This is a genomic window from Micromonospora sp. NBC_00330 (assembly GCF_036136635.1).
Classification (GTDB): Bacteria; Actinomycetota; Actinomycetes; order Mycobacteriales; family Micromonosporaceae; genus Micromonospora; species Micromonospora salmantinae.
Genome location: NZ_CP108012.1, coordinates 210,062 through 229,858 on the forward strand (window position 1 = coordinate 210,062; position 19,797 = coordinate 229,858).

The window sequence follows — 19,797 nt, forward strand, 5'->3', positions numbered from 1 at the left end:
CGGGGCCCCCGGTTCGGCGAGACCCGCCGTCCGGAGGCCCCTGTCGCATCAGATTCGCGCGCCGATGTGGATGGCCACGGCGTCGTGCGCTGGCACGTTCGCCGCGAACCAGCCGCTACCGTCCACCGTGATCACCGGTCCGCTGCACGTGCCGCCCGCGTACGTGCCGTGGATGACGTCGCAGTATCGACCGGCGGGCAGCCCCGTGTAGTAGGTGCGGCCGTTCACAGCGGCGTCCTCGTCGTTGACGGTGATGAAGCCCTTGCCGCTGCGGCTGAACGCGATGTGGTTGTTGCCGTTGTCGTACCAGTTGGCCACGCTGGCGCCCTCGGTGGCGTTGCGGAAGCCGACCATGTTGGCGATCACCGGCCAGCGGTGCTCGCATTCCCAGCCGGAGTAGCAGGTGGCGTTGAGCGTCTTGTTGGCGCCGTCCGACGGTGGGCCGGCGTCGCGGTTGCTGAAGGTGTAGCTGGACATGACGGTCGGGGAGCCGTACGGCCAGGCCAGCATGAAGGCGTTCGCCAGCGCGTAGATGCCCCGGTCGCGGTAGGTCAGCACCCCACCGGAGTCGCGCTGGGTGTCGTGGTTGTCCACGAACACCGAGGCCGGGCCGGTGGGCAGGTGCCCCCAGCCCTCGCCGAAGTTGCGCAGGTACGCCAACCGCTCGGAGCGGAACACCCGGGCCAGGTCCTTGCCGTAGCGGAACTCGTGCACGTCACCGTTGCCGGTGTACTCGGTCGGCTGCACCGGCTCGCCGGCGCCGTGGATGACCTCCTGCACGATGTACGCGGAGCGGGACAGCTTGCCCCTGATGGCGGCGATGTCGGCGGTCGGCATGTGCTTGCTGGCGTCCATCCGGAAGCCGTCGACGCCGAGCGAGAGCAGGTCGTTGAGGTACGAGGCGATCTTCGTGCGGACGTAGTCCGACTCGGTCTTCAGGTCCGAGAGGTTGACCAGCTCGCAGTTCTGCACCTCGTACCGGTCGTTGTAGTTGGCGATGTCGTCGCCGCCGTTGCGCCCGCAGTGGTGGAAGTCCTGGGTCTGGTAGATGCCCGGGTAGTCGTAGTGCGAGTAGGACGAGCCGGCCCAGCCGGTGCCGCCGTTGTCCTGACCGGACATGTGGTTGACCACCGCGTCGACGATCACCTTGACCCCGGCCGCGTGGCAGGTGTTCACCATCGACTGGAACTGGGCCCGGGTGCCCTTGCGGGACTCGATCCGATAGCTGACCGGCTGGTACGCCAGCCACCACTGGTTGCCCCGCACGTGCTCCTGCGGGGGTGAGACCTGCACGAAGCCGTAACCCTTGGGGCCGAGGGTGCTCTGGCACTCGCTGGCCACCGAGGGCCAGTTCCACTCGAAGAGCTGGACGATGACCTTCTTGCCGCCGGACGGTGCGGCGACGGCCGGGGGTGCCGTCACTGCGGTGGGGACGAGCAGGCTGGCGATCAGGCCGAGGGCGAGGAGCGCCGAGCCGCGTCGACGTCGGTGCATGGGGACTCCTGACGGGAGCGGGGGTGGTGGTGCGGTGGGGGAGTGCCGGGTTGCCGGAATCTTGCAAGCCTGGCTGAAATTTGCTGAAAGGTTACAAGCGTGTTGCGGCGACTGTCAATGCATGCATATTCGTCACTGTCCTGATCGGTGGGTGGAGGCGGGTGCAACGCACGGCCGCCCCCCTCGGTTCGATTTCGGCAGAGAAATTTCCGTCGGCGGGTGATCCGCGCGCCCCGCCGGTCCGTACTGGATGGGGGAGCAGGGGTCGGCCGGTGGTACGCCGCCGCGAGACGATCGAGGAGCAGATGGCCCGGGCACAGCAGGACAAGAAGGCGGCGACGGTCCGGACCAGCGCCAGCAGTCGGGGGGTGCGCACCCCGACGCGGTCGGCGACCGCCCTGCTGATCGCGTCGTTGCTCGCCGCGCTCTGGGCGGCGATCATGCTGACCGGCGTCGGTCAGACGGCGTACGCGTACGGCTTCTTCTTCACCGAGTTCTTCGCCGGGGTGGTCTCCCTGGTGGCGTTGAGCCTCACAGTGATGCTCGGCCTGCTCGCCACCGACCGGCTGGTGCTGCGCATCGCGCACCGGGTGCTGATGCAGTCGGCGCACCGGGCCACCGGCGTGCTGGGCGTGGCCGGGCTCGGCTTCCACGTCCTCACCAAGATCGCCACCGGGCGGGCGGCACCGACCGACGCGCTGGTGCCGTTCGTCGGCGGCCGAGGGCTCTACGTCGGGCTCGGCACCGTGGCCGCGCTGCTGATGGTCAGCGTGATCTGGACCGGCATCATCAGGGCCCGCTTCGCCGGCGTCGGTCCGAAGTGGCTGTGGCGCACGCTGCACTCCACCGCGTACCTGGCCTGGCCGTTCGCCATCTTTCACGGCCTCAACGCCGGTCGGGCCGCAGCGCCCTGGGTGATGTTCAGCTACCTCGGCTGCATGTTGCTGGTGGTGCTCGCCCTGCTGGTCCGGTTCTCGGTCACCATCGGTCGGCGCAGCCGCGAGCAGCACCAGGCCGCAGTGCGCAACGCGGTGATGGCAGGCCGGGCCGAGGAGGCGAAGACCGCCCGATCGCTGCTGGCCGGGTTGGGTCGGCGCAGCAAGGCCGCGGACAAGCGTCCCGCCTGGGCGGAGACCACCACCGCCACCTGGGCCGCACCGGCCGCGCGACGTGACCCGGAACGGTTCACCGTCCCGGTGGTGCCCGAGCCCGGTTCCCTCGTCGAGCCGACCCGGCCCAGCCGGCGTCGGCGGGAGGAAGAGCCGGCGGCCCGCCGCGACACCGAACGGTCCTCGCGCAGCCGGCGGGTCGAGGAGACCACCACCAGCCGATCGGCCCGCCGCAGCGTGGAGGACACCGGCACGTTCCGACGTGACGAGGAGGAGCTGGAGCCGGTGACCCGGCGGCGCGGCTCCCGCACCCGCGACGAGGCAGTGCCCACCGGCCGGCGGCGCGCCGACGAGCAGACCTCTGAGCGGTCCCGTCGCCGGTCCCGCAGCGAGGACGACGGCAGCCGCTACTCGGCGCCACCGCAGGCGACAGTCGACGACGCCGAGGAGCCGTGGGACAGTCCACGCCGGTGGCAGGCCGACGAGCCCATCTCCGCCGGCCCGATCTCCGTCGAGCCGATCTCGGTCGGCCCGATCTCCAGCAGCCCGATCTCGTCGGCGCCGCGCAGCGGCAGCGGCCGGCACAGCGCCGAGGACGACCTGCCCGAGGAGCCGGACTACTGGCGTCCGCCGGCCCGGTACGTGCCGGACGAGGTGGCGCCGCCCGTCGACGACACCCCCACCCTTGTCGACCTGGCGTCCCGCCGTGCCCGACGGGCAGCCGGCGAGGGCAAGTCCAAGCGCCGCAAGGCCAGCGCCGACGCGGTGGACGGGGCGTACTGGGCCGGGCTGCGGGGTGAGGCGAAGTGATGCGGACCGTCGTGCCGCCGGTCGCCTGTGTCGGCGAGCCCCGGCTCACCGCCGGCTTCGCCGAGTACGGCCGGCTCGACCTGCTCGCCCACGAGGAGGTGCACGGACCGATCGGCCCGATGGAGCCGGCCCAGCTGCTCCAACTCGCCGAGGGCATGCAGCTCAAGGGCAAGGGCGGAGCGGGTTTCCCGTTCGCCCGCAAACTGCGCGCGGTGCTGGAGTCCTGCGAGCGGCAGGACCTCGCCGCCGTGGTGGTGGTCAACGCCACCGAGGGGGAGCCGGCCAGCTGGAAGGACAAGGTGCTGCTGACCCGCGCCCCGCACCTGATCCTGGACGGGGCGGCGCTGGCCGCGTACGCGCTGGACGCCGACGAGATCGTGATCGGCGTGGCGGACGACGGGGTCGGCCGTGACTCCCTGATGGACGCCCTCGAAGAGCGCCGGATGCCGGTGCAGACGACGATCGTCACAGTGCCGCACCGGTTCATCTCCGGCGAGGGCGGCGCGCTGGTCAACGGGATCAACGGGCTGCCGCACATCCCGCCGGGCACCAAGAAGCGTTCCAGCGACTCCGGGGTCAGCGGCCTGCCCACCCTGCTGTCGAACGCCGAGACGTACGCCCAGCTCGCCATCGGCGCCCGACTGGGCCCGTACGAGTACGCGGCGCTCGGCACCGACGACGAGCCGGGCACCGTGCTGCTCACAGTGACCGGCGCGGCGGGCCGACCGGCAGTGGTGGAGTGCACCGCCGGCATGCCGCTGCGCGACGTCCTCGACCTGTGCGAGGTCCCGGACGTCCAGGGCATCCTGATGGGCGGCTACCACGGCAAGTGGATCACCCCGGAGGCGGCGGAGAAGGCCGAGGTTTCCCGCAAGGGGCTGGCCGCTGTCGGCGGCACCCTCGGTGCGGGCATCATCATCCCGCTCGGTGTCGACACCTGCCCGCTCGGTGAGGCCGCCCAGGTGGTGCGCTACCTGGCCGGCGAGTCCGCCGGCCAGTGCGGGCCGTGCAAGATGGGTCTGCCGGACCTGGCCCGCGCCGTGGACCTGGCCGTCGCCGGCAGCCAACCGGCGGACGTGGTGCGCGCCGCTGCCGGCGAGGTGAAGGGCCGGGGCGCGTGCAGCCACCCGGACGGCACCGCCCGCTTCGCGCTCTCCGCGATCGAGGTCTTCGCCGAGGATCTGCGGCTGCACAGCACCGGCGACGGCTGCGGCCGACGGGTCAAGGGCATGATGGGGCTGCCGGGCGCACCCGACGCGAACCCGCAGAAGCTCACACTGGACTGGTCCCGCTGCGACGGGCACGGCCTCTGCGCGCACGTCGTACCGGACTTCATCCGGCTCGACGCCAACGGATATCCCGCCTTCCCGGCCACCCCCGTACCGACCTGGCTGCGCGAGGGCGCGTTGAAGGCGGTCAAGGTCTGCCCGGAGTTGGCTCTCCGACTCGCCAAGGCCGAATAGCGAAGCCTCAGGCCCAGCAGGGGTCCCTCCCGGACCGGAACGGAGAAGCGGATGCGGATCAGCATGGCGTGGACAGGGGCCGGGCAGCTTCGCCGTGCCGCCACCGCCGGGGCGCTCGTGGTGGCCCTGCTGGGTGTTGCCGCCTGTACCGGCACCGCGCCGGGTGGGCCGGCCGCCGCCGGATCGGCCCCGGCCTCGACCGGCGCCCCGCCCACGCCGACCGACGCTCCGTCCACCCCGACCGGCGGACCACCCTCGGCGCAGGTCCCGGACGTGCTGCGCTTCACCGGGACCACGCTCGGTGGGGCCGCGTTCGACGCTGCACAGCTCGCCGGCAAACCGGTGGTGCTGTGGTTCTGGGCGCCGTGGTGCGCCACCTGCGCCAGCCAGGCCTGGACGGTGGCCGAGATCGAACCCCGGTACCGGGACACCGTGCCGATCGTCGGCGTCGCCGGGCTGGGCGAACGGAAGGCCATGAAGGAGTTCGTCACCGAGTTCGACCTCGGCGCGACGCCACAGATCGAGGACAGCACTGGCGCGCTCTGGAAGCGGTTCAAGGTGACCGAGCAGAGCATCTTCGTGATCATCGACCGGAACGGCACTGTCGTCCACCACGGCTTCCTCGACGGTGAGGCGCTCACCGCCAAGGTCGCCGCACTGGCCGGGGCGTGACCGCCACACTGCTGCTCGCGCTGACCGCCGGCATGCTCGGCGCTGTCAACCCGTGCGGCTTCGCGTTGCTGCCCGCGTACCTCTCGTTGTTGGTCGCCGGGACGTCGGACACCCGCGGCGCGGTCGGCCGCGCGCTCACCGCGGCGGCCGGGCTGACAGTGGGGTACGTGTTGGTGTTCGGCGCGTTCGGCCTGGCGCTCGCGCCGCTGGCCGGCTGGTTGCGGCCCCGGCTGCCGTGGCTGACAGTGGCGCTCGGCGTGCTGCTGCTGGCGGCCGGCTGCTGGCTGCTCGCCGGTCGGCGGCTGCCCGCCCCCGGCTGGTCCGCCCGGGCGCCCCGGCTGACCCGGTCCTGGCCGTCGATGGCGCTGTTCGGCGCGGTGTACGCGCTGGCGTCGCTCGGCTGCGCCATCGCGCCGTTCCTGGCCATCGTGGTGACCAGCCTCCAGGCCGGCTCGACAGGTCAGGGGTTGGCGCTGTTCGGCGCGTACGCCCTCGGGATGGGTCTGGTGGTAGCGGTCGCCGCGCTCGGGGTGGCGCTGCTGCGCGACGGCCTGGTGGCCCGGCTGCGCGTCGCCGGCGCGCTGGTGCCCCGCCTCAGTGGCCTGGTGCTGCTGGTCGCCGGCGGCTACGTCGCCTGGTACGGCCGCTACGAGCTACGTCTGGCCGCCGGTCACCGCGAAGCCCTCGACGACCCGGTGATCCAAGCGGCGTCCCACCTACAACAAACAGTGTCCAACACCCTGGACACCCTGGGCCCAACCCTGCTGCTGGCCGCCCTGGCGGCCCTCCTGCTGCTAACCGCAGCCCTGGCGAAGCGCCGCCCCCACCCCCGCGATCTTGCAGTTTCTGTCACGGCAAAAGCCGCGGAGCCCAGCACTGCGGAGACCGAAACTGCAAGATCGACGGGGTGAGGGAACGGGTCCGAGCTAGCGGGGGGTTAGGCGGTCGGTGCCTAGGCGGTCCTGGAGGACCTTGGGGACCAGGACGCTGCCGTCGGCCTGCTGGTACTGCTCCAGGATGGCCGGGAAGAGCCGGCTGGTGGCCAACGCCGACCCGTTGAGGGTGTGCACGAAGCGGGTCTGCTTGCCGCCCGGCTCGCGGTAACGGATGGCCGCCCGACGAGCCTGGTAGTCACCGGCCCAGGAGACCGACGACACCTCCTTGTACTTGCCGGTGCTGGGCATCCACACCTCGATGTCGAGGGTCTTCTTCATCGAGGCGCTGGCGTCACCGGCCGAGAGCAACGTGCGCTGGTAGTGCAGACCCAGCCCCTCGACCAGGCTCTCGGCGTGGGCGAGCATCTCCTCCAGCGCCGCGTCGGCCTGCTCCGGCAGGGTGAACTGGAAGATCTCCACCTTGTTGAACTGGTGCCCCCGCACCGTGCCCCGCTCGTCCGAGTGCGAGCCGGCCGACTCCCGCCGGTAGCACGGGGTGTAGGCGAACGCCTTCAGCGGCAGCTTCGGGGTCTCCAGGATCTCGTCCTGGTAGGCGCCGAGGATCGCCGTCTCCGACGTGGGCAGCAGGAACTGGCCACGCGGGGCGGACGCCGAGTCCAGGTGGTAGACGTCGTCGTAGAACTTGGGGAACTGCCCGGCGGCGAAGCCGGCCGAATCCAGCAGCAGGTGCGGCGGGAGCAGGAACTCGTAGCCGGCCTTGATGTGCTGGTCGACGAAGTAGTTGAGCAGCGCCCACTCCAGCCGGGCGCCGACACCGGTGTACATCCAGAAACCGGACCCACCGAGCTTGACCCCGCGCTCGTAGTCGACAAGGCCCAACGCGCGGCTCAGCTCCACGTGGTCGCGGACCTTCTCGATCACCGGCGGCTCGCCGAAGGTCTTCACCACCCGGTTGGCTTCCTTGCCGCCGGCCACGACGTCGTCGCTGGGCAGGTTGGGCAGCTCACTCATCGCGTCGCGCAGCCGGGCCTGCACCTCGTCGAGCTGGGACTCCAGCTCGGCGAGCTGCTTACGCTCCGCCTCCGGCGCGGCGGCCTGCGGCTCCTCGCCGGCCCGCTTCGCCTGCGCGTACGCCCGGGCCTCGGCCTTGCGGCGTTGCCGCTCGGCGTCGATCTCCGTGATCAGGGCGCGGCGTTCCTGGTCGAGCCGCTGGATCTCGTCCAGGGCACGGGTGACCTCGGCGGGATCCAGACGCTTCGCCAGCGCGGTTGCCACCGCCTCGCGATCCTTCCGGATCAACTCCATGTCGAGCATGCTGCTCCGTACGCCTCCGTCCGGGGTTCACTGGTGAACCATCAGATGTTACCGTCGCGCACGTTTCCACCCGGGGACGGGGAGCGCGAGGGATTTCTACAGCCGGATCGGCATGAGCACCGAGTAGGTGTCCGCGTCGTCCGGTCGGCGTACGGCCAGCGGTGCGATCGGCCCGTCCAGCTCCAGCACCAGTTGCGGCGCGCCGGCCGCGTTCAGCGCGTCCAGCAGGTAACCACCGTCCACCCCGACCCGCAGCGCGTCGGTGCCCAGGTCGGCGGCGGGAAGCAGCCGCAGCCCGCCCTGGTCGTCCACGCCGAGCACCGTGACCTCACGGGTCGTGCCGTCGTGGTCGAGGGCGACAGTGGGGGCTGCGGGGTCGGCAAGCGCGGCGCGCAGCGCTGCCACGTCCACCGGGATCCGGCGCGCGGTCGGCCGCTCACCGACGGACTTGCGCAGCAGCCGGTGGTAGTCCGGGAAGTCGTACGGCAGGGCGGCGCCGGTCAGCGTGCGGTCGGCCACCCGCACCCGCAGGTCCGCGCCCGCCACTGTCAGACGCACCGGCCAGGTGTCGGCGGTGTCGAGCAGTGGCCGGAGCTGGTCGGCGAGGGCCACCGGCAGGAACACCCGCACCGGCGGTCCGTCGACGTCGGCCCCGGCCCGAGCCAGCGCGAGCCGGTACCGGTCGGTGGCGACGAGCCGGACGCCGTCGGACTCCACGTCGAACAGCACACCGGCGAGCATCGGCAGCTCCGGATCGACGCCGACGGCGAAGCGCACCGCGTCGAGCGCGGCGGCCAGGGCGGCGGGGGCGACCAGGAGTGTGGTGGCGGTCGGCGGGGCCGGGTCGACCAGGGCCCGGAGACGGTCGACCTCGCGGCGGGCGTCGCTGAGCCCGTCGGCCAGCCGGCGCAGGTGCGCGTCGAGCAGTTGGTGCACCACTGCCGGCTCGGCGCGTACCGCGGCGGCGATCTCCGGCACCGGCATGCCGATCCGACGCAGCCCGGCCACCAGCCGGGCCGGGGCGATCTGGCCCTCGGTGTACCAGCGGTAGCCGGTCACCGGGTCGACCAGGGTCGGCTCCAGCACCCCCGCCGAGTCGTAGAAGCGCAGTGCGCTGACGGTCAGGCCGCTGGCCCGGGCCAGCTCGCCGATGCTGTGCAGGTCGCTCACGCTGGGCATCCTGCCCCCTCGACCCGGTTGAGGGTCAAGCCGCGGGCTCCCGCGTCTCCTGCTTGAGGACCCGGAAGGTGAGGCCGGCCCGGACGAGCCGGTCGAGCAGCGCGTCACCCATCGCGGTGACCGGGGTGAGCTGGCCGGCGGTCGACGGCAGCTCGTCGAGCGCCAGGCACAACGCCGACTCGGCGAGCATCTTCGCCGTCTCGTCGTAGCCGGGGTCACCGCCGGCGACCTCGGTGACCACCCGCTGCCCGCCGCCGGTGCCGACGAACCGGACCCGGAACCAGGACGACGCCCGCTGCTGGGCGGTGGGCCCCTGCCCGGACGCGAGCCGGCCGAGCAGCCAGCGTCGGCTGGGCGGCAGCTTCACCAGCCCGATCAGCGCGCCGAGCCCGGCCGCGCCGGCCAGCACCGTGGGCAGCCGCTTCACGGCGGCGAAGTGCCGGTAGCGGAAGTCCGGGCCGTACTCCGGGCGGGCCGCGGCCGAGCGGCGGACCACCTGCGGGTCGATGGTCGGCAGCGGCACGGTCCAGATGCCCAGCTCCGCCGAGCGGGCCAGCCGGCCGGGCACCGCCCGGACCCGCCGGTCGGTGGGCCGCGGCTCGACCGCCCGGCGGTCCCGGGCGGCCTGGCTGGCCTGCCCGGTACGCGAGAACGCGGTGAGCGCCGAGTGGTAGGTGCCGGCGGAGAACCGGCCGCCGGCGCGCACGTACCCGTCCACTGTGATCGGGACGTCGGCGGGCAGCTGCTTGACTGTGAACCAGACGCCCAGGTCGTGCGGGACGGAGTCGAAGCCGCAGGCGTGCACCAGCCGCGCGCCGGTGCGTGTCGCCTCGGCGTGGTGACGCACGTACATGCTGTCGACGAACTCCGGCTCGCCGGTGATGTCCAGGTAGTCGGTGCCGGCCCGGGCGCAGGCCGCGACCAGCGGCTCCCCGTGGTGGATGTACGGGCCGACAGTGCTGGCCACCACCCGGGCGCTCTCCGCCACCGCCCGCAGGGAGTCGGCGTCGGTCACGTCGGCGGTGAGCAGCGGCAGGTCAACCAGGCTCGGGTCGATGGCGGCGAGCCGGTCCCGTACGGCGGCGAGGCGCTGCGGGTTGCGCCCGGCCAGCGCCCAGCGCAGCTCGGCCGGCGCGTGCCGGGCCAGGTATTCGGCGGTCAGGCCGCCGGTGAACCCGGTCGCTCCGAACAGCACCACGTCGTACGTTCGCTCGCCAGTCATCCTCAGAGTCTGCCATTCGTGGTCGCCGATCAGCGATCACGAGCAGGCGGTCACGGCGTGAACACGGCGCGTACGCAGCCGTCGACCCGGTCCCGGAACAGCGCGTACCCCTCGGGGCCCTGCGCCAACGGCAGCCGGTGGGTGGCCAGGTGCTCGGTCCGCAACTCGTCACGGGCCATCCGGTCCAGCAGCATCGGCACGTCCCGCAGATCCGGCCGACCGGCACCGCGCAGCGTGAGCCGCCGCTCGGTCAGCGCACCCAGCGGGAACGCGTCGACGAACCCGGCCGTCCCGTCGAGCACCACCACCACGCCGCTCTTGCGACACGCGTGCACGGCCTCCCGCAGCGCGTCCGGTCGGTCGGCGTGCTGGCCGCCGAACCGGTCGGCCCTCGACCGGGCCGGCGGCGTGCCGACCGCCACCACGCACACGTCCGGCCCGCGCCCACCGCTACGGTCGCGCAGCTCCGCCGTGACGTCGGCGTGGCGGTAGTCGAGCGGCTCGGCGTCGAAGTGTTGCTCGGCCATCCGCAACCGCTCCTCGTGCCGGTCCACGACCAGCACCCGGGCGGCCCCGCGCAGCGCCGCCGCCCGGGCGGTCAACTGACCCACCGCCCCGGCGCCCCAGATCGCCACCACGTCGCCGGGACGCACCGCACCCAACTCGGCGGCGAGCCACCCGGTCGGCGCCACGTCCGCGGCGAACACCGCCCGGTCGTCGTCGACGGCGTCCGGCACCCGGAAGGCGCTCACGTCGGCGTACGGCACCCGCACGTACTCGGCGTGGCCGCCCGCGAAACCGCCCGCCGCCCGGGGCCTGCCGAAACAGCCGGCGTCGGAGCGGGCCCGGTCGGGGTCGGCGCTGGGCAGGTCGGCGCTGGCGTTGTCGCAGCAGGAGTGCAGGCCCTGGCGGCAGTACCAGCAACCGCCGCAGGCCACGCTCGCGCCGACGACCACCCGATCGCCGGCGCGGTGTCGGCGGACCCCGGGGCCGACCTCCACCACCTCGCCCAGGAACTCCGCGCCGAGCACGTCGCCGGGCCGCAGCAGCGGGTGCCGGCCGGCCAGCAGCGGCAGGTCACCCCCGCCTGTGGCGCTGCGCCGAACCCGGACGATCACGTCACGCTCATTGCGCAGCTCCGGGTCGGGGACCTCGCGTACGGCCAGCTCGCCGGCGGCCACCCAACACAGCGCTCTCACCAGTGGACCTCGGGGCGGTCCAGCGCGGAGCGGTCCGCGCGGAGCACCTCACCGGCCTCCACCCGTTGCTTGATCTGGAGCAGGGTTCGACGGACCAGCAGGCCCGGGTCGTCGCCGACCAGATGCGCGGCCAGCCCGGTGGGCGGGGTGACGCCGACAAGCGGCCGGGCGGCCAACTCGGTGCCCCGGTCACCGGGCGCCGGGCGCACCCGCACCTCGACCGCCCCGTCCAGGCGGCGCAGCGGCTCGGGCCAGCGGCCGTCCGGCAGCACCTGCTCCGGCGGCCGGTCGACGGTCACCACCTCCCACCGGGCCGGCGCGGCAGCGTCGCCGTCCGCGCCGGGCCGGGCACCCCGACGGGGTACTCGCAGCAGCCGCGCCGCCCCGGCCAGCGCCGCGCCGCCGAGGGCGGGTCCCGCCCGCGCCAGCCGTCCCATCGGTACCACCCGTCCTCCCGGTTCACGTCCCCCGATCGTCTGTCGCACCCGGGTGAAGCGCGCTCGCCCGGAAGGGGTGAACCGGCCCGTGCCGGGTAACCGCTCGCCGACCGGGGGCGGAGCGCGTGGTGGGGGTGGGGCTGGGTGCCGGAACAGGATCACGTACGGGTCGAACCGGCACCGGGGCCACGGCTGTTGGCGTCCCGACTGACGCCGGCCGTGCCGCCGGAGCCGGTGGTCGCCCGGCCCCGCCTGCTGCGCCGGTTGGACGAGGGCAGCGCGGGACCGGTCACCCTGGTGGCCGCCCCCGCCGGCTGGGGCAAGACGACACTGCTCGCCTCCTGGATGCGGCTGGGCGGGGCGCCACCCGACGTGGAGCCGGGGGCGATGGTGCCGGACTCCGGCGATCTGTCGGTCTCCTCCGCCGACGATCCGGTCTCGGCGTGGATGTCGGTGGAGGCCGGCGACGACTCCGACCGGCTCTGGGCGTACCTCGCCGCGGCGCTGCGCTCGGCGACCGGGGCGACGGAGGGCGGCCCGGTGCCCGACCGGCCGCCGCGCCCCGACCAGTTGGAGGCGCTGGCCGCCACGCTCGCCGCCGCCGACCGGCCGGTGCTGCTGATCCTGGACGACCTGCACCGGGTCGCCGACCCGGCGGCGTTGACCGGCCTGGAGTTCCTGCTGCGGCATGCCGGGGGGCGGCTTCGTCTGGTGATCGGCGCGCGGGCCGGACTGCACCTGCCACTGCACCGGCTCCGCCTCGCCGGCGAGCTGACCCAGATCGGCCCGGACGAGCTGGCGTTCACCGACGACGAGGTGGCCGACCTGCTCACCGCCCACGCCGCCGCGCTGCCGGCGACCGCCGTGCACCGGCTGCGGGAGCGCACCGGCGGCTGGCCGGCCGCGCTGCGCATCGCCGCCCTGGCGGTACGCGGACAGCCCGACCCGGAGCGCTGGGTGGGGCAGTTCGGCGGAGACCAGCCGGAGATCGCCGGTTACCTGCACGAGGAGGTGCTGGCGACGCTCGACCCGGCCGAGGAGGACCTGCTGCGTCGTACCGCCGTCGTCGACACCGTCTGCGCCGACCTGGCCGAGGCGCTGACCGGCCGCGCCGACGCCGGGCAGGTGCTGGCCGACCTGGCCGGGACCGGTGGTCTGCTGCACCGGGAGGACACCCGGCCGCCCTGGTACCGGTACGAGTCCCTGGTCGCCGACCTGCTCCGCGCCGACCTCGCCCGGTTGCCCGCCGAGGAGCTACGCGAGCTGCACGTCCGGGCCGCAGACTGGTACGCGGGCGACGGCCGACCCGCCGACGCCCTGCGGCACGCCCTGGCCGCCGGCCGCTGGGACCTGGCCGGTGACCTGTTCGTCGCGCACTGGCCGGAGCTGACCCGCTACGACCGGGACCCGGTGCACGCCCCGCCACCCACCCCGCCGCCGGCGGAGGTGATCCGCGCCGACCCCGAGGTGGCGTTGGCCTGCGCCGCCGAGCGCGCGTACGCCGGTGACCTGCCGGCCGCCACCGGTCACCTGCGGGCCGCCGCCGGGCACGCCGCGGGGCTGCCGGTGCCGCGCCGGGACCGGTTCCTGCGGTTGGTCACCGCGCTGGAGCTGACAGCGGCCCGGCTCGGCGACGACCGCACCGAGGTCCGGGCCGCCGCCGCTCGCCTGCTGCGCACCCGCCCGGCGGAGGCCACGCCGACCCGGGTGCCGACGGAGGTGACCGGTTCCGCCCCGACGGCCGGTGGTGGCGGCGCCGCCGACGACCTGGATCTGCGGGCGTTCACCGGCACCGCGCTGGGGCTGGCCGAGTTGGCCGACGGGGCGCTGCCCACCGCCCGGTTCGTGCGGGCCCGGGCGGCCGCTCGGGAAGCCGGCCGGCCACGTACCGAGCTGGTCGCCGCGAGCCGCGCCGCGCTGCTGCTCGCGGTGCGCGGCGAGCTGCGGTCGGCGGAGCAGGCGGCCAGGGACGCGCTCGGCATGCCGCCCTGTCGGGGCTGGTCCTGTCGGCTCGACTGCGGGCACGCGTACCTGGCTCTCGCCGTGGTGGCGCTGATGCGCGACCAGCCCGAGGAGGCCACCACGAACCTCGCCCTCGCCCTCCCGGCGCTGGACGTCAGTGGCGGCTGGGCCGGCGAGCCCGAGGTGGGCGGCGACTGGCTGGCCGCCGCCTCCGACGAACCGGTGGCGGCGGCGGTGGCCGCGCTGTGCCGGGCGCAGCTACGCAGCGACTCCGGCGACCCGGCGACCGGCCAGCGGCTGCTCGTCCGGGCCCGGGAGGCGCTGGCCGACCGGCCGTCCGCCGACGAGCTGACCGGTCTGCTGCGGGCCGCCGAGGCCGAACTGCGGGCCGCGCGGGGCGACCTGGACTCCGCCCGCGACCTGCTGGCCGACGCCGCCGACGAGGGGGCCGACCCGGTGCTCGCGGTGACGTTGGCGAAGGTGCAGCTGCGAGCCGGCGACGCCGCCACGGCCGAGCGGACCCTGCCGGACTGGCAGGCGCCGGCCGCCACGGCCTGGCCGCTGCCGGTACGCCTGGACGCCGGTCTGCTCGAAGCGATGCTGGCCCAGCGCGCCGGGGACGGGCGTCGGGCGGGTCGGATCCTTGAGCAGACGCTGGACCTGGCCGGCCCGCAGGGCTGCCGCAGGGTCTTCACCCGCGCCGAACCATCGGTGCGGGACCTGCTGGCCGCGCACCTGGACGCGGGCACCGCGCACTTCGCGTTGGTCAGTGACCTGGTGCGGGGTGCGGGGCAGGGCGCCGACGGGCCGGCCGCCGGGCCGAGGGGCGCGCTCGACGAGCCGCTCACCGAGCGGGAGCTGACCATTCTGCGCTACCTGCAGAGCATCCTGTCCAACGTGGAGATCGCCGGCGAGTTGTCCCTCTCGGTCAACACCGTGAAGACCCACGTCCGCAACATCTACCGCAAACTCGACGCGACCCGCCGGCGTGAAGCGGTCCGGCGGGCGCGCGAGTTGCGGCTGATCTGAGCGGGTCAGGCGTTGGCGGCGGCGTCCGCGGCCGTCAACAGGTCGGGCAGGTCGTACCCGCCGTCGTGCCGGATGCCGTTGACGAACAGGGTCGGGGTGCCGTTCACCCCGCTGCGGATGCCCCCCACGAAGTCCCGGCGCACCCGGTCCGCGTGCGCACGGTTTTCCACCTCGGCGTTCAACTCGTCCGGCGGCAACCCGACCTGCTCGACGCCGAGCGAGAGGTGCACCGGGTCGAGCTGGTCCTGGTGCTCGTAGAGCCAGTCGTGCATCTCCCAGAACCGGCCCCGAACCCCGGCGGCCTCGGCCGTCTCGGCGGCCCGTTCGGCGTACGGGTGCACGTTGGCGATCGGGAAGTAGCGGTAGACCAGCCGTACGGTGTCGGCCCGCTGCCGCAGCAACTCGTGCAGGTTCGGGTACGCGGCACCGCAGAACTGGCACTGGAAGTCGCCGTACTCGACGATGGTCACCGCCGCGTCGGACGGCCCCCGGATGTGGTCGTCGGTGGTCACCGGGTCTCGAAGTCGGGCGGTGACCTGCAGTGGCGTACTCATCCGGCCATCACCTTCCGATCGGCGGCGAGTTGGTCCAGCGCGTCGAAGATGCCGTCCGCGCCGGGGTTGACGTCGGGCGGCGACAGGTAGCTCCAGGTCACCTTCCCCGCCGGGTCCAGCACCACCAGCGCGCGGGCCGCCTCACCGTTCGGCATGTACGCGCCGTAGCTGCGGGCCACCTCGCCCTTGGGCTCGAAGTCGGCCAGCAGGGGGAACTCGATGCCCCGGCTCTCCGCGAACGCCCGGTGCGACCAGATGCCGTCCACCGACAGGCCGAGCACCACCGCCCGGTACTGGGCGAAGACGGGTGCCGCCGACTGGTAGAGCGACATCTGGTCACCGCAGACCGGGCTCCAGTCGGCGGGGTAGAAGGCGAGCACGACCGGCTGGCCACGGAACTGCTCGGGCCCCAGCAGAGCCCCGTCCGGGGTGGCCGGCAGTGTGAAACCGGGCGCGGTGCGTCCCGGTTGGATCAGCCCGTTCGGATCACTCATGCCGCCAGCCTGCTCCCGGGGTGGGTGAGACGGGCTCACCCACCCCGGGTGGTTCCGCGCGCGTTCAGCGCCCGCTGGCCGGGCGTCCGCGCCCGCTCAGCGCAGCACCGGGGCGACAGCGATGTGGTTCTGCACCTCCCGGATGCCCGGCGCGGACCAGGCCACCTGCTCGACCTCGGCCCGTTCGGGCATCGAGTGCACCAACCCGGCGAGTATCGCGGTGTCGCCGTGCACCCGGACGCTGATCCGTTCGGCCTCGGTCGCTCCGGCCCGGGCGAGGGCGTCGACGATCCGGTCGGCCAGGTTGCGGGCGTCCGGCGCGGTGGCCGGTCGGACGGTGATGCCGTTGCTCACCCCGCGTACGCCGGTCAGCCGGGCCACAGCGCGTTCGGCGGCTCGACGTTGGTACTCCCACTCGACGTCGCCGTGCAGCGTCACCCAGCCGGCCGAGACGGTGACCTGGAGCTTCTCGATGGGCACGAACGCGTCCCACTCCAGCCCGTGGCTGGCCGCCGCGGCCAGGTCGCTGTCGGCGCGCTCGGTGCCGTTGGTGAGCTGCACGGCCACGTCGTTGGCGACCGCCCGGACCGAGGCGACCCGGTGGGCGGCCCGTTCGGCGGCCCACTTCTTGGCGTAGCTGTCCACGCGGCCGGTCAGGGTGACGACGCCCTCGGCGACGGTCACGCCGATCTCGTGCGGCTGCACCCGCGGTTCCCAGGTCAGCTCGTCGAGCACGGCGGACTGGATGTCCTGGTCGGTGCGGTTGATCTCCGCGATGGCCATCTGTCCCTCCTCCGCTGTTCCGATGGCGGACCGGGTGGTGGCCGCGGCCTGAGGTCCGCCGTGCTGCGATCCTGCCGCCGCCCCGGGTGAGCCGCCCTCGCCCGGACCGGGTGACGGCGGGGTCCGACCTGGGCGGCACGGGTGGGAAACGGGGACCAACATCGATGATGGGAGCGCTTCCAAAGCGAGCCGATTTCGGTTACGGTAATCGCGTTCCTCGATCGCGGGAGCCGTCGCGTCGGGTGGTGGAGCCAGGGCAGCTCTGCCCGTCCCCGACGTCGTGCTCGTCCCCCGGGCCACGGCGTCACCCAGGCGATCGACCCCGTCCCCCGGGGCTCCATCCGAAAGAGGAACCGCAGATGCGGAGAAGTCTCGCCGGCACTGTCGTGTCCGTGTTGGCCGCCGCCACAGCCGTCGTGGTGGTCCCGTTCACCGCCGCTGGGTCGGCCCCCACCCTGGCCGCAGCGGAGGCGTACACCTGGCGGAACGTCCCGGTGGGCGGTGGCGGCTTCGTACCCGGCATCGTCTTCAACCCCACCGAGAAGAACCTCGTCTACGCGCGCACCGACATCGGCGGGGCGTACCGCTGGGAACAGACCAGCCAGTCCTGGACGCCGCTGCTCGACTGGGTCGGCGCCGACCGGTGGGGCTACAACGGCGTGGTCAGCATCGCCACCGACCCGGTCCAGACCAACCGGGTGTACGCCGCGGTCGGCATGTACACGAACGGCTGGGACCCGAACAACGGCGCGATCCTGCGCTCGGCCGACAAGGGCGCCACCTGGCAGGCCACCGAGCTGCCGTTCAAGAACGGCGGCAACATGCCGGGCCGGGGAATGGGGGAGCGGCTCGCCGTCGACCCCAACCGGAACAGCATCGTGTACTACGGCGCCGAGGGTGGCAACGGGCTGTGGCGCAGCACCGACCACGGCGTGACCTGGGCCCGCGTCGCCGCCTTCCCCAACGTCGGCAACTACCGGGCGGACCCGAGCGACCCGAACGGCTACAACGGGCAGAACCAGGGCCTCACCTGGGTCAGCTTCGACAAGAGCACCGGCACCGCCGGCTCCACCACGCAGACCATCTACGTGGGCGTGGCGGACAAGGAGAACCCGGTCTACCGCAGCACCGACGGCGGCGTCACCTGGGCGCGCATCCCCGGTCAGCCCACCGGCTACCTGGCCCACAAGGGGGTCGTCGACCCGGTCGGCGGTCACCTCTACATCGCCACCAGCGACACCGGCGGCCCGTACGACGGCGGCAAGGGCGACGTCTGGAAGTTCACCCGGTCGACCGGGGCCTGGACGCGGATCAGCCCGGTGCCCTCCACCAGCGCCGACGCCTACTTCGGCTACAGCGGGCTGACCATCGATCGACTTCGCCCGAACACCCTGCTGGTGGCCACCCAGGTCTCCTGGTGGCCGGACGCCATCTTCTTCCGCAGCACCGACGGCGGGGCGAGCTGGACGCGGATCTGGGAGTTCAGCAACTACCCGCAGAGGTCCCGCCGCTACACCATGGACATCAGCTCGGTGCCCTGGTTGACCTTCGGTCTCAACCCGGCACCCCCGGAGGACGCGCCCAAGCTCGGCTGGATGAACGAGTCGGTGGAGATCGACCCGCACGACTCCAACCGCATGATGTACGGCACCGGCGCCACCATCTACGGCACGACCGACCTGACCAAGTGGGACACCGGCGGTCAGTTCACCCTCCGGCCCATGGTCCGGGGGCTGGAGGAGACCGCCGTCCTCGACCTGGTCAGCCCGCCCAGCGGCGCACCCCTGATCAGCGCGCTCGGCGACGTCGGCGGCTTCCGACACACCGACCTGGACGCGATTCCGTCGATGCTGTTCACCCAGCCGGTGTTCACGTCCACCACCAGCCTCGATTACGCCGAGAGCAAGCCCGCGGTGCTGGTGCGCGCCGGCAACTTCACCGACGCCGACCGGCCCAACGACAGTCACGTCGCCTTCTCCACCGACGGCGGCGCCACCTGGTTCCAGGGCACCGAACCGTCCGGGGTCAACCTCGGCGGCACGGTGGCCGCTGCGGCCGACGGCAGCCGCTTCGTCTGGGCGCCCGGTGACGCGGGCCAACGCGTCGTCCACTCGGTCGGTTTCGGCAACTCCTGGGCAGCGTCGACAGGCATCCCGGCGAACGCCACGATCGAGTCCGACCGGGTCGACCCCACCCGGTTCTACGGCTTCAGCGGCGGGCGCTTCTACCTGAGCACCGACGGCGGGGCCAGCTTCACCCCGACCGCGGCGACCGGGCTGCCCACCACCGACGTGCGGTTCAAGGCCCTCCCGGGCCGGGCCGGCGAATTGTGGCTGGCCGGGCCGGGTGGCCTGTGGCGTTCCACCGACGCCGGCACCAGCTTCACGAGGCTGGACGGCGTCAGCGCTTCCGGCAACGTCGGTTTCGGCAAGGCGGCACCCGGGCGGACCAACCCCGCCGTGTTCCTCTACGGCACCGTGAACGGTCAACCGGGCGTGCACCGCTCCGACGACGCCGGCGCGACCTGGGTACGCGTCAACGACGACCGCCACCAGTACGGCAATCCGACCGAGGCGCTGACCGGCGACCCGCGTGTCTACGGTCGGGTCTACCTCGGCACCAACGGCCGAGGCATCCTCGTCGCCGATCGCACCGGCGGCGAGCCCCCGACCACGCCACCCCCGACGACCCCACCGCCCACCACGCCGCCCCCGACCACGCCGCCCCCGACCACGCCGCCCCCGACCACGCCGCCCCCGACCACGCCGCCGCCGTCCGCCGGCTGCGCGGCGACCTACCGGGTGACCGGCTCCTGGTCCGGCGGTTTCCAGGCCGAGCTGGTGGTCCGTAACGCCGGAAGCGCCCCCATCGCCGGCTGGACGTTGGGCTGGACCTTCACCGACGGCCAGCGGATCGACCAGCTCTGGGGAGGCACCCACACCCAGACCGGAGCCGCCGTGTCGGTCCGGGACACGGGCTGGAACGGCGCGCTCGCCGCCGGGGCCAGCACCACAGCCGGTTTCCTCGGCTCGTGGGCCGGTAGCAACACGTCCCCGGCTGCCATCACCTGCACGAGTCGCTGAGCGGGTGATCCGGGTCGGGACCCCGGATCACCACCGAACACCGGTCCGCCGGGCCGCCTGAGGGGTCCGGCACCCGGCGGACCGGGTCCACCCCGGC

Annotated in this window: 15 protein-coding genes; 6 read left to right on the plus strand and 9 right to left on the minus strand. The window is 73.5% G+C overall.

From position 1 onward, the window contains the following. Positions 1–48 precede the first annotated feature (48 nt). The gene (locus OG598_RS01040) at positions 49–1,494 is read right to left on the minus strand and encodes an alpha-amylase (protein ID WP_328652648.1); all 1,446 of its coding nucleotides are present in this window, start codon (positions 1,492–1,494) and stop codon (positions 49–51) included. Positions 1,495–1,766: 272 nt separating this feature from the next. Here OG598_RS01040 and OG598_RS01045 point away from each other — a divergent pair, with 272 nt between their 5' ends. Genes OG598_RS01045 through OG598_RS01060 form a run of 4 tightly spaced genes read left to right on the plus strand, consistent with a single transcriptional unit; the run spans position 1,767 to position 6,459 of the window. Further along, positions 1,767–3,413 carry a ferric reductase-like transmembrane domain-containing protein gene (locus OG598_RS01045; RefSeq protein WP_328652649.1) on the plus strand — a complete coding sequence of 549 codons (1,647 nt, stop codon included), beginning with the start codon at positions 1,767–1,769 and terminating at the stop codon, positions 3,411–3,413. Then, positions 3,413–4,876, plus strand: a complete 1,464-nt coding sequence (locus OG598_RS01050; protein WP_328652650.1) for an NADH-ubiquinone oxidoreductase-F iron-sulfur binding region domain-containing protein — start codon at positions 3,413–3,415, stop codon at positions 4,874–4,876. The genes OG598_RS01045 and OG598_RS01050 overlap by 1 nt, the downstream gene beginning before the upstream one ends. A gap of 51 nt (positions 4,877–4,927) precedes the next feature. Continuing rightward, positions 4,928–5,548: a TlpA family protein disulfide reductase gene (locus OG598_RS01055; RefSeq protein WP_328652651.1), complete on the plus strand. Its 621-nt coding sequence runs from the start codon at positions 4,928–4,930 to the stop codon at positions 5,546–5,548. After that, positions 5,545–6,459, plus strand: a complete 915-nt coding sequence (locus OG598_RS01060) for a cytochrome c biogenesis CcdA family protein (protein ID WP_328652652.1) — start codon at positions 5,545–5,547, stop codon at positions 6,457–6,459. Before OG598_RS01055 ends, OG598_RS01060 begins: the two co-directional genes overlap by 4 nt. 15 nt (positions 6,460–6,474) lie before the next feature. Here the strand turns inward: OG598_RS01060 and serS are convergent, their stop codons facing one another. From serS to OG598_RS01085, 5 genes are all read right to left on the minus strand, one after another. Continuing rightward, complete coding sequence (serS, locus tag OG598_RS01065; protein ID WP_124853442.1) at positions 6,475–7,758, minus strand: serine--tRNA ligase; 1,284 nt, start codon at positions 7,756–7,758, stop codon at positions 6,475–6,477. A 96-nt stretch (positions 7,759–7,854) separates the two neighbouring features. Then, a complete protein-coding gene (locus OG598_RS01070; RefSeq protein WP_328652653.1) occupies positions 7,855–8,937 on the minus strand; it encodes a DNA polymerase III subunit beta family protein in 1,083 nt (360 codons plus the stop codon). A gap of 25 nt (positions 8,938–8,962) precedes the next feature. Further along, positions 8,963–10,159, minus strand: a complete 1,197-nt coding sequence (locus OG598_RS01075) for a saccharopine dehydrogenase family protein (RefSeq protein ID WP_328652654.1) — start codon at positions 10,157–10,159, stop codon at positions 8,963–8,965. Between the two features lie 50 nt (positions 10,160–10,209). Continuing rightward, positions 10,210–11,358: an alcohol dehydrogenase catalytic domain-containing protein gene (locus tag OG598_RS01080; RefSeq protein ID WP_328652655.1), complete on the minus strand. Its 1,149-nt coding sequence runs from the start codon at positions 11,356–11,358 to the stop codon at positions 10,210–10,212. Continuing rightward, positions 11,355–11,795: a hypothetical protein gene (locus OG598_RS01085; protein WP_328652656.1), complete on the minus strand. Its 441-nt coding sequence runs from the start codon at positions 11,793–11,795 to the stop codon at positions 11,355–11,357. Before OG598_RS01085 ends, OG598_RS01080 begins: the two co-directional genes overlap by 4 nt. Before the next feature lie 144 nt (positions 11,796–11,939). Here OG598_RS01085 and OG598_RS01090 point away from each other — a divergent pair, with 144 nt between their 5' ends. Continuing rightward, positions 11,940–14,786 (plus strand): helix-turn-helix transcriptional regulator, encoded by a 2,847-nt coding sequence (locus OG598_RS01090; RefSeq protein WP_328652657.1) that lies wholly within the window; start codon positions 11,940–11,942, stop codon positions 14,784–14,786. A 5-nt stretch (positions 14,787–14,791) separates the two neighbouring features. On the opposite strand, the gene OG598_RS01095 is transcribed toward OG598_RS01090, so the two are convergent. The 3 genes from OG598_RS01095 to OG598_RS01105 all read right to left on the minus strand — a co-directional run bounded on the left by OG598_RS01095 (position 14,792) and on the right by OG598_RS01105 (position 16,617). Next, on the minus strand, positions 14,792–15,340 hold the full coding sequence (locus OG598_RS01095) for a DsbA family protein (RefSeq protein WP_328652658.1): 549 nt from the start codon (positions 15,338–15,340) through the stop codon (positions 14,792–14,794). Beyond that, a complete protein-coding gene (locus OG598_RS01100) occupies positions 15,337–15,834 on the minus strand; it encodes a redoxin domain-containing protein (RefSeq protein ID WP_328652659.1) in 498 nt (165 codons plus the stop codon). Before OG598_RS01100 ends, OG598_RS01095 begins: the two co-directional genes overlap by 4 nt. 96 nt (positions 15,835–15,930) lie before the next feature. After that, positions 15,931–16,617, minus strand: coding sequence for a BON domain-containing protein (locus tag OG598_RS01105; RefSeq protein WP_328652660.1), 687 nt, complete (start codon positions 16,615–16,617; stop codon positions 15,931–15,933). 359 nt (positions 16,618–16,976) lie between these two features. Here OG598_RS01105 and OG598_RS01110 point away from each other — a divergent pair, with 359 nt between their 5' ends. Continuing rightward, a complete protein-coding gene (locus OG598_RS01110) occupies positions 16,977–19,700 on the plus strand; it encodes a cellulose binding domain-containing protein (protein WP_328652661.1) in 2,724 nt (907 codons plus the stop codon). Positions 19,701–19,797: the final 97 nt, after the last annotated feature.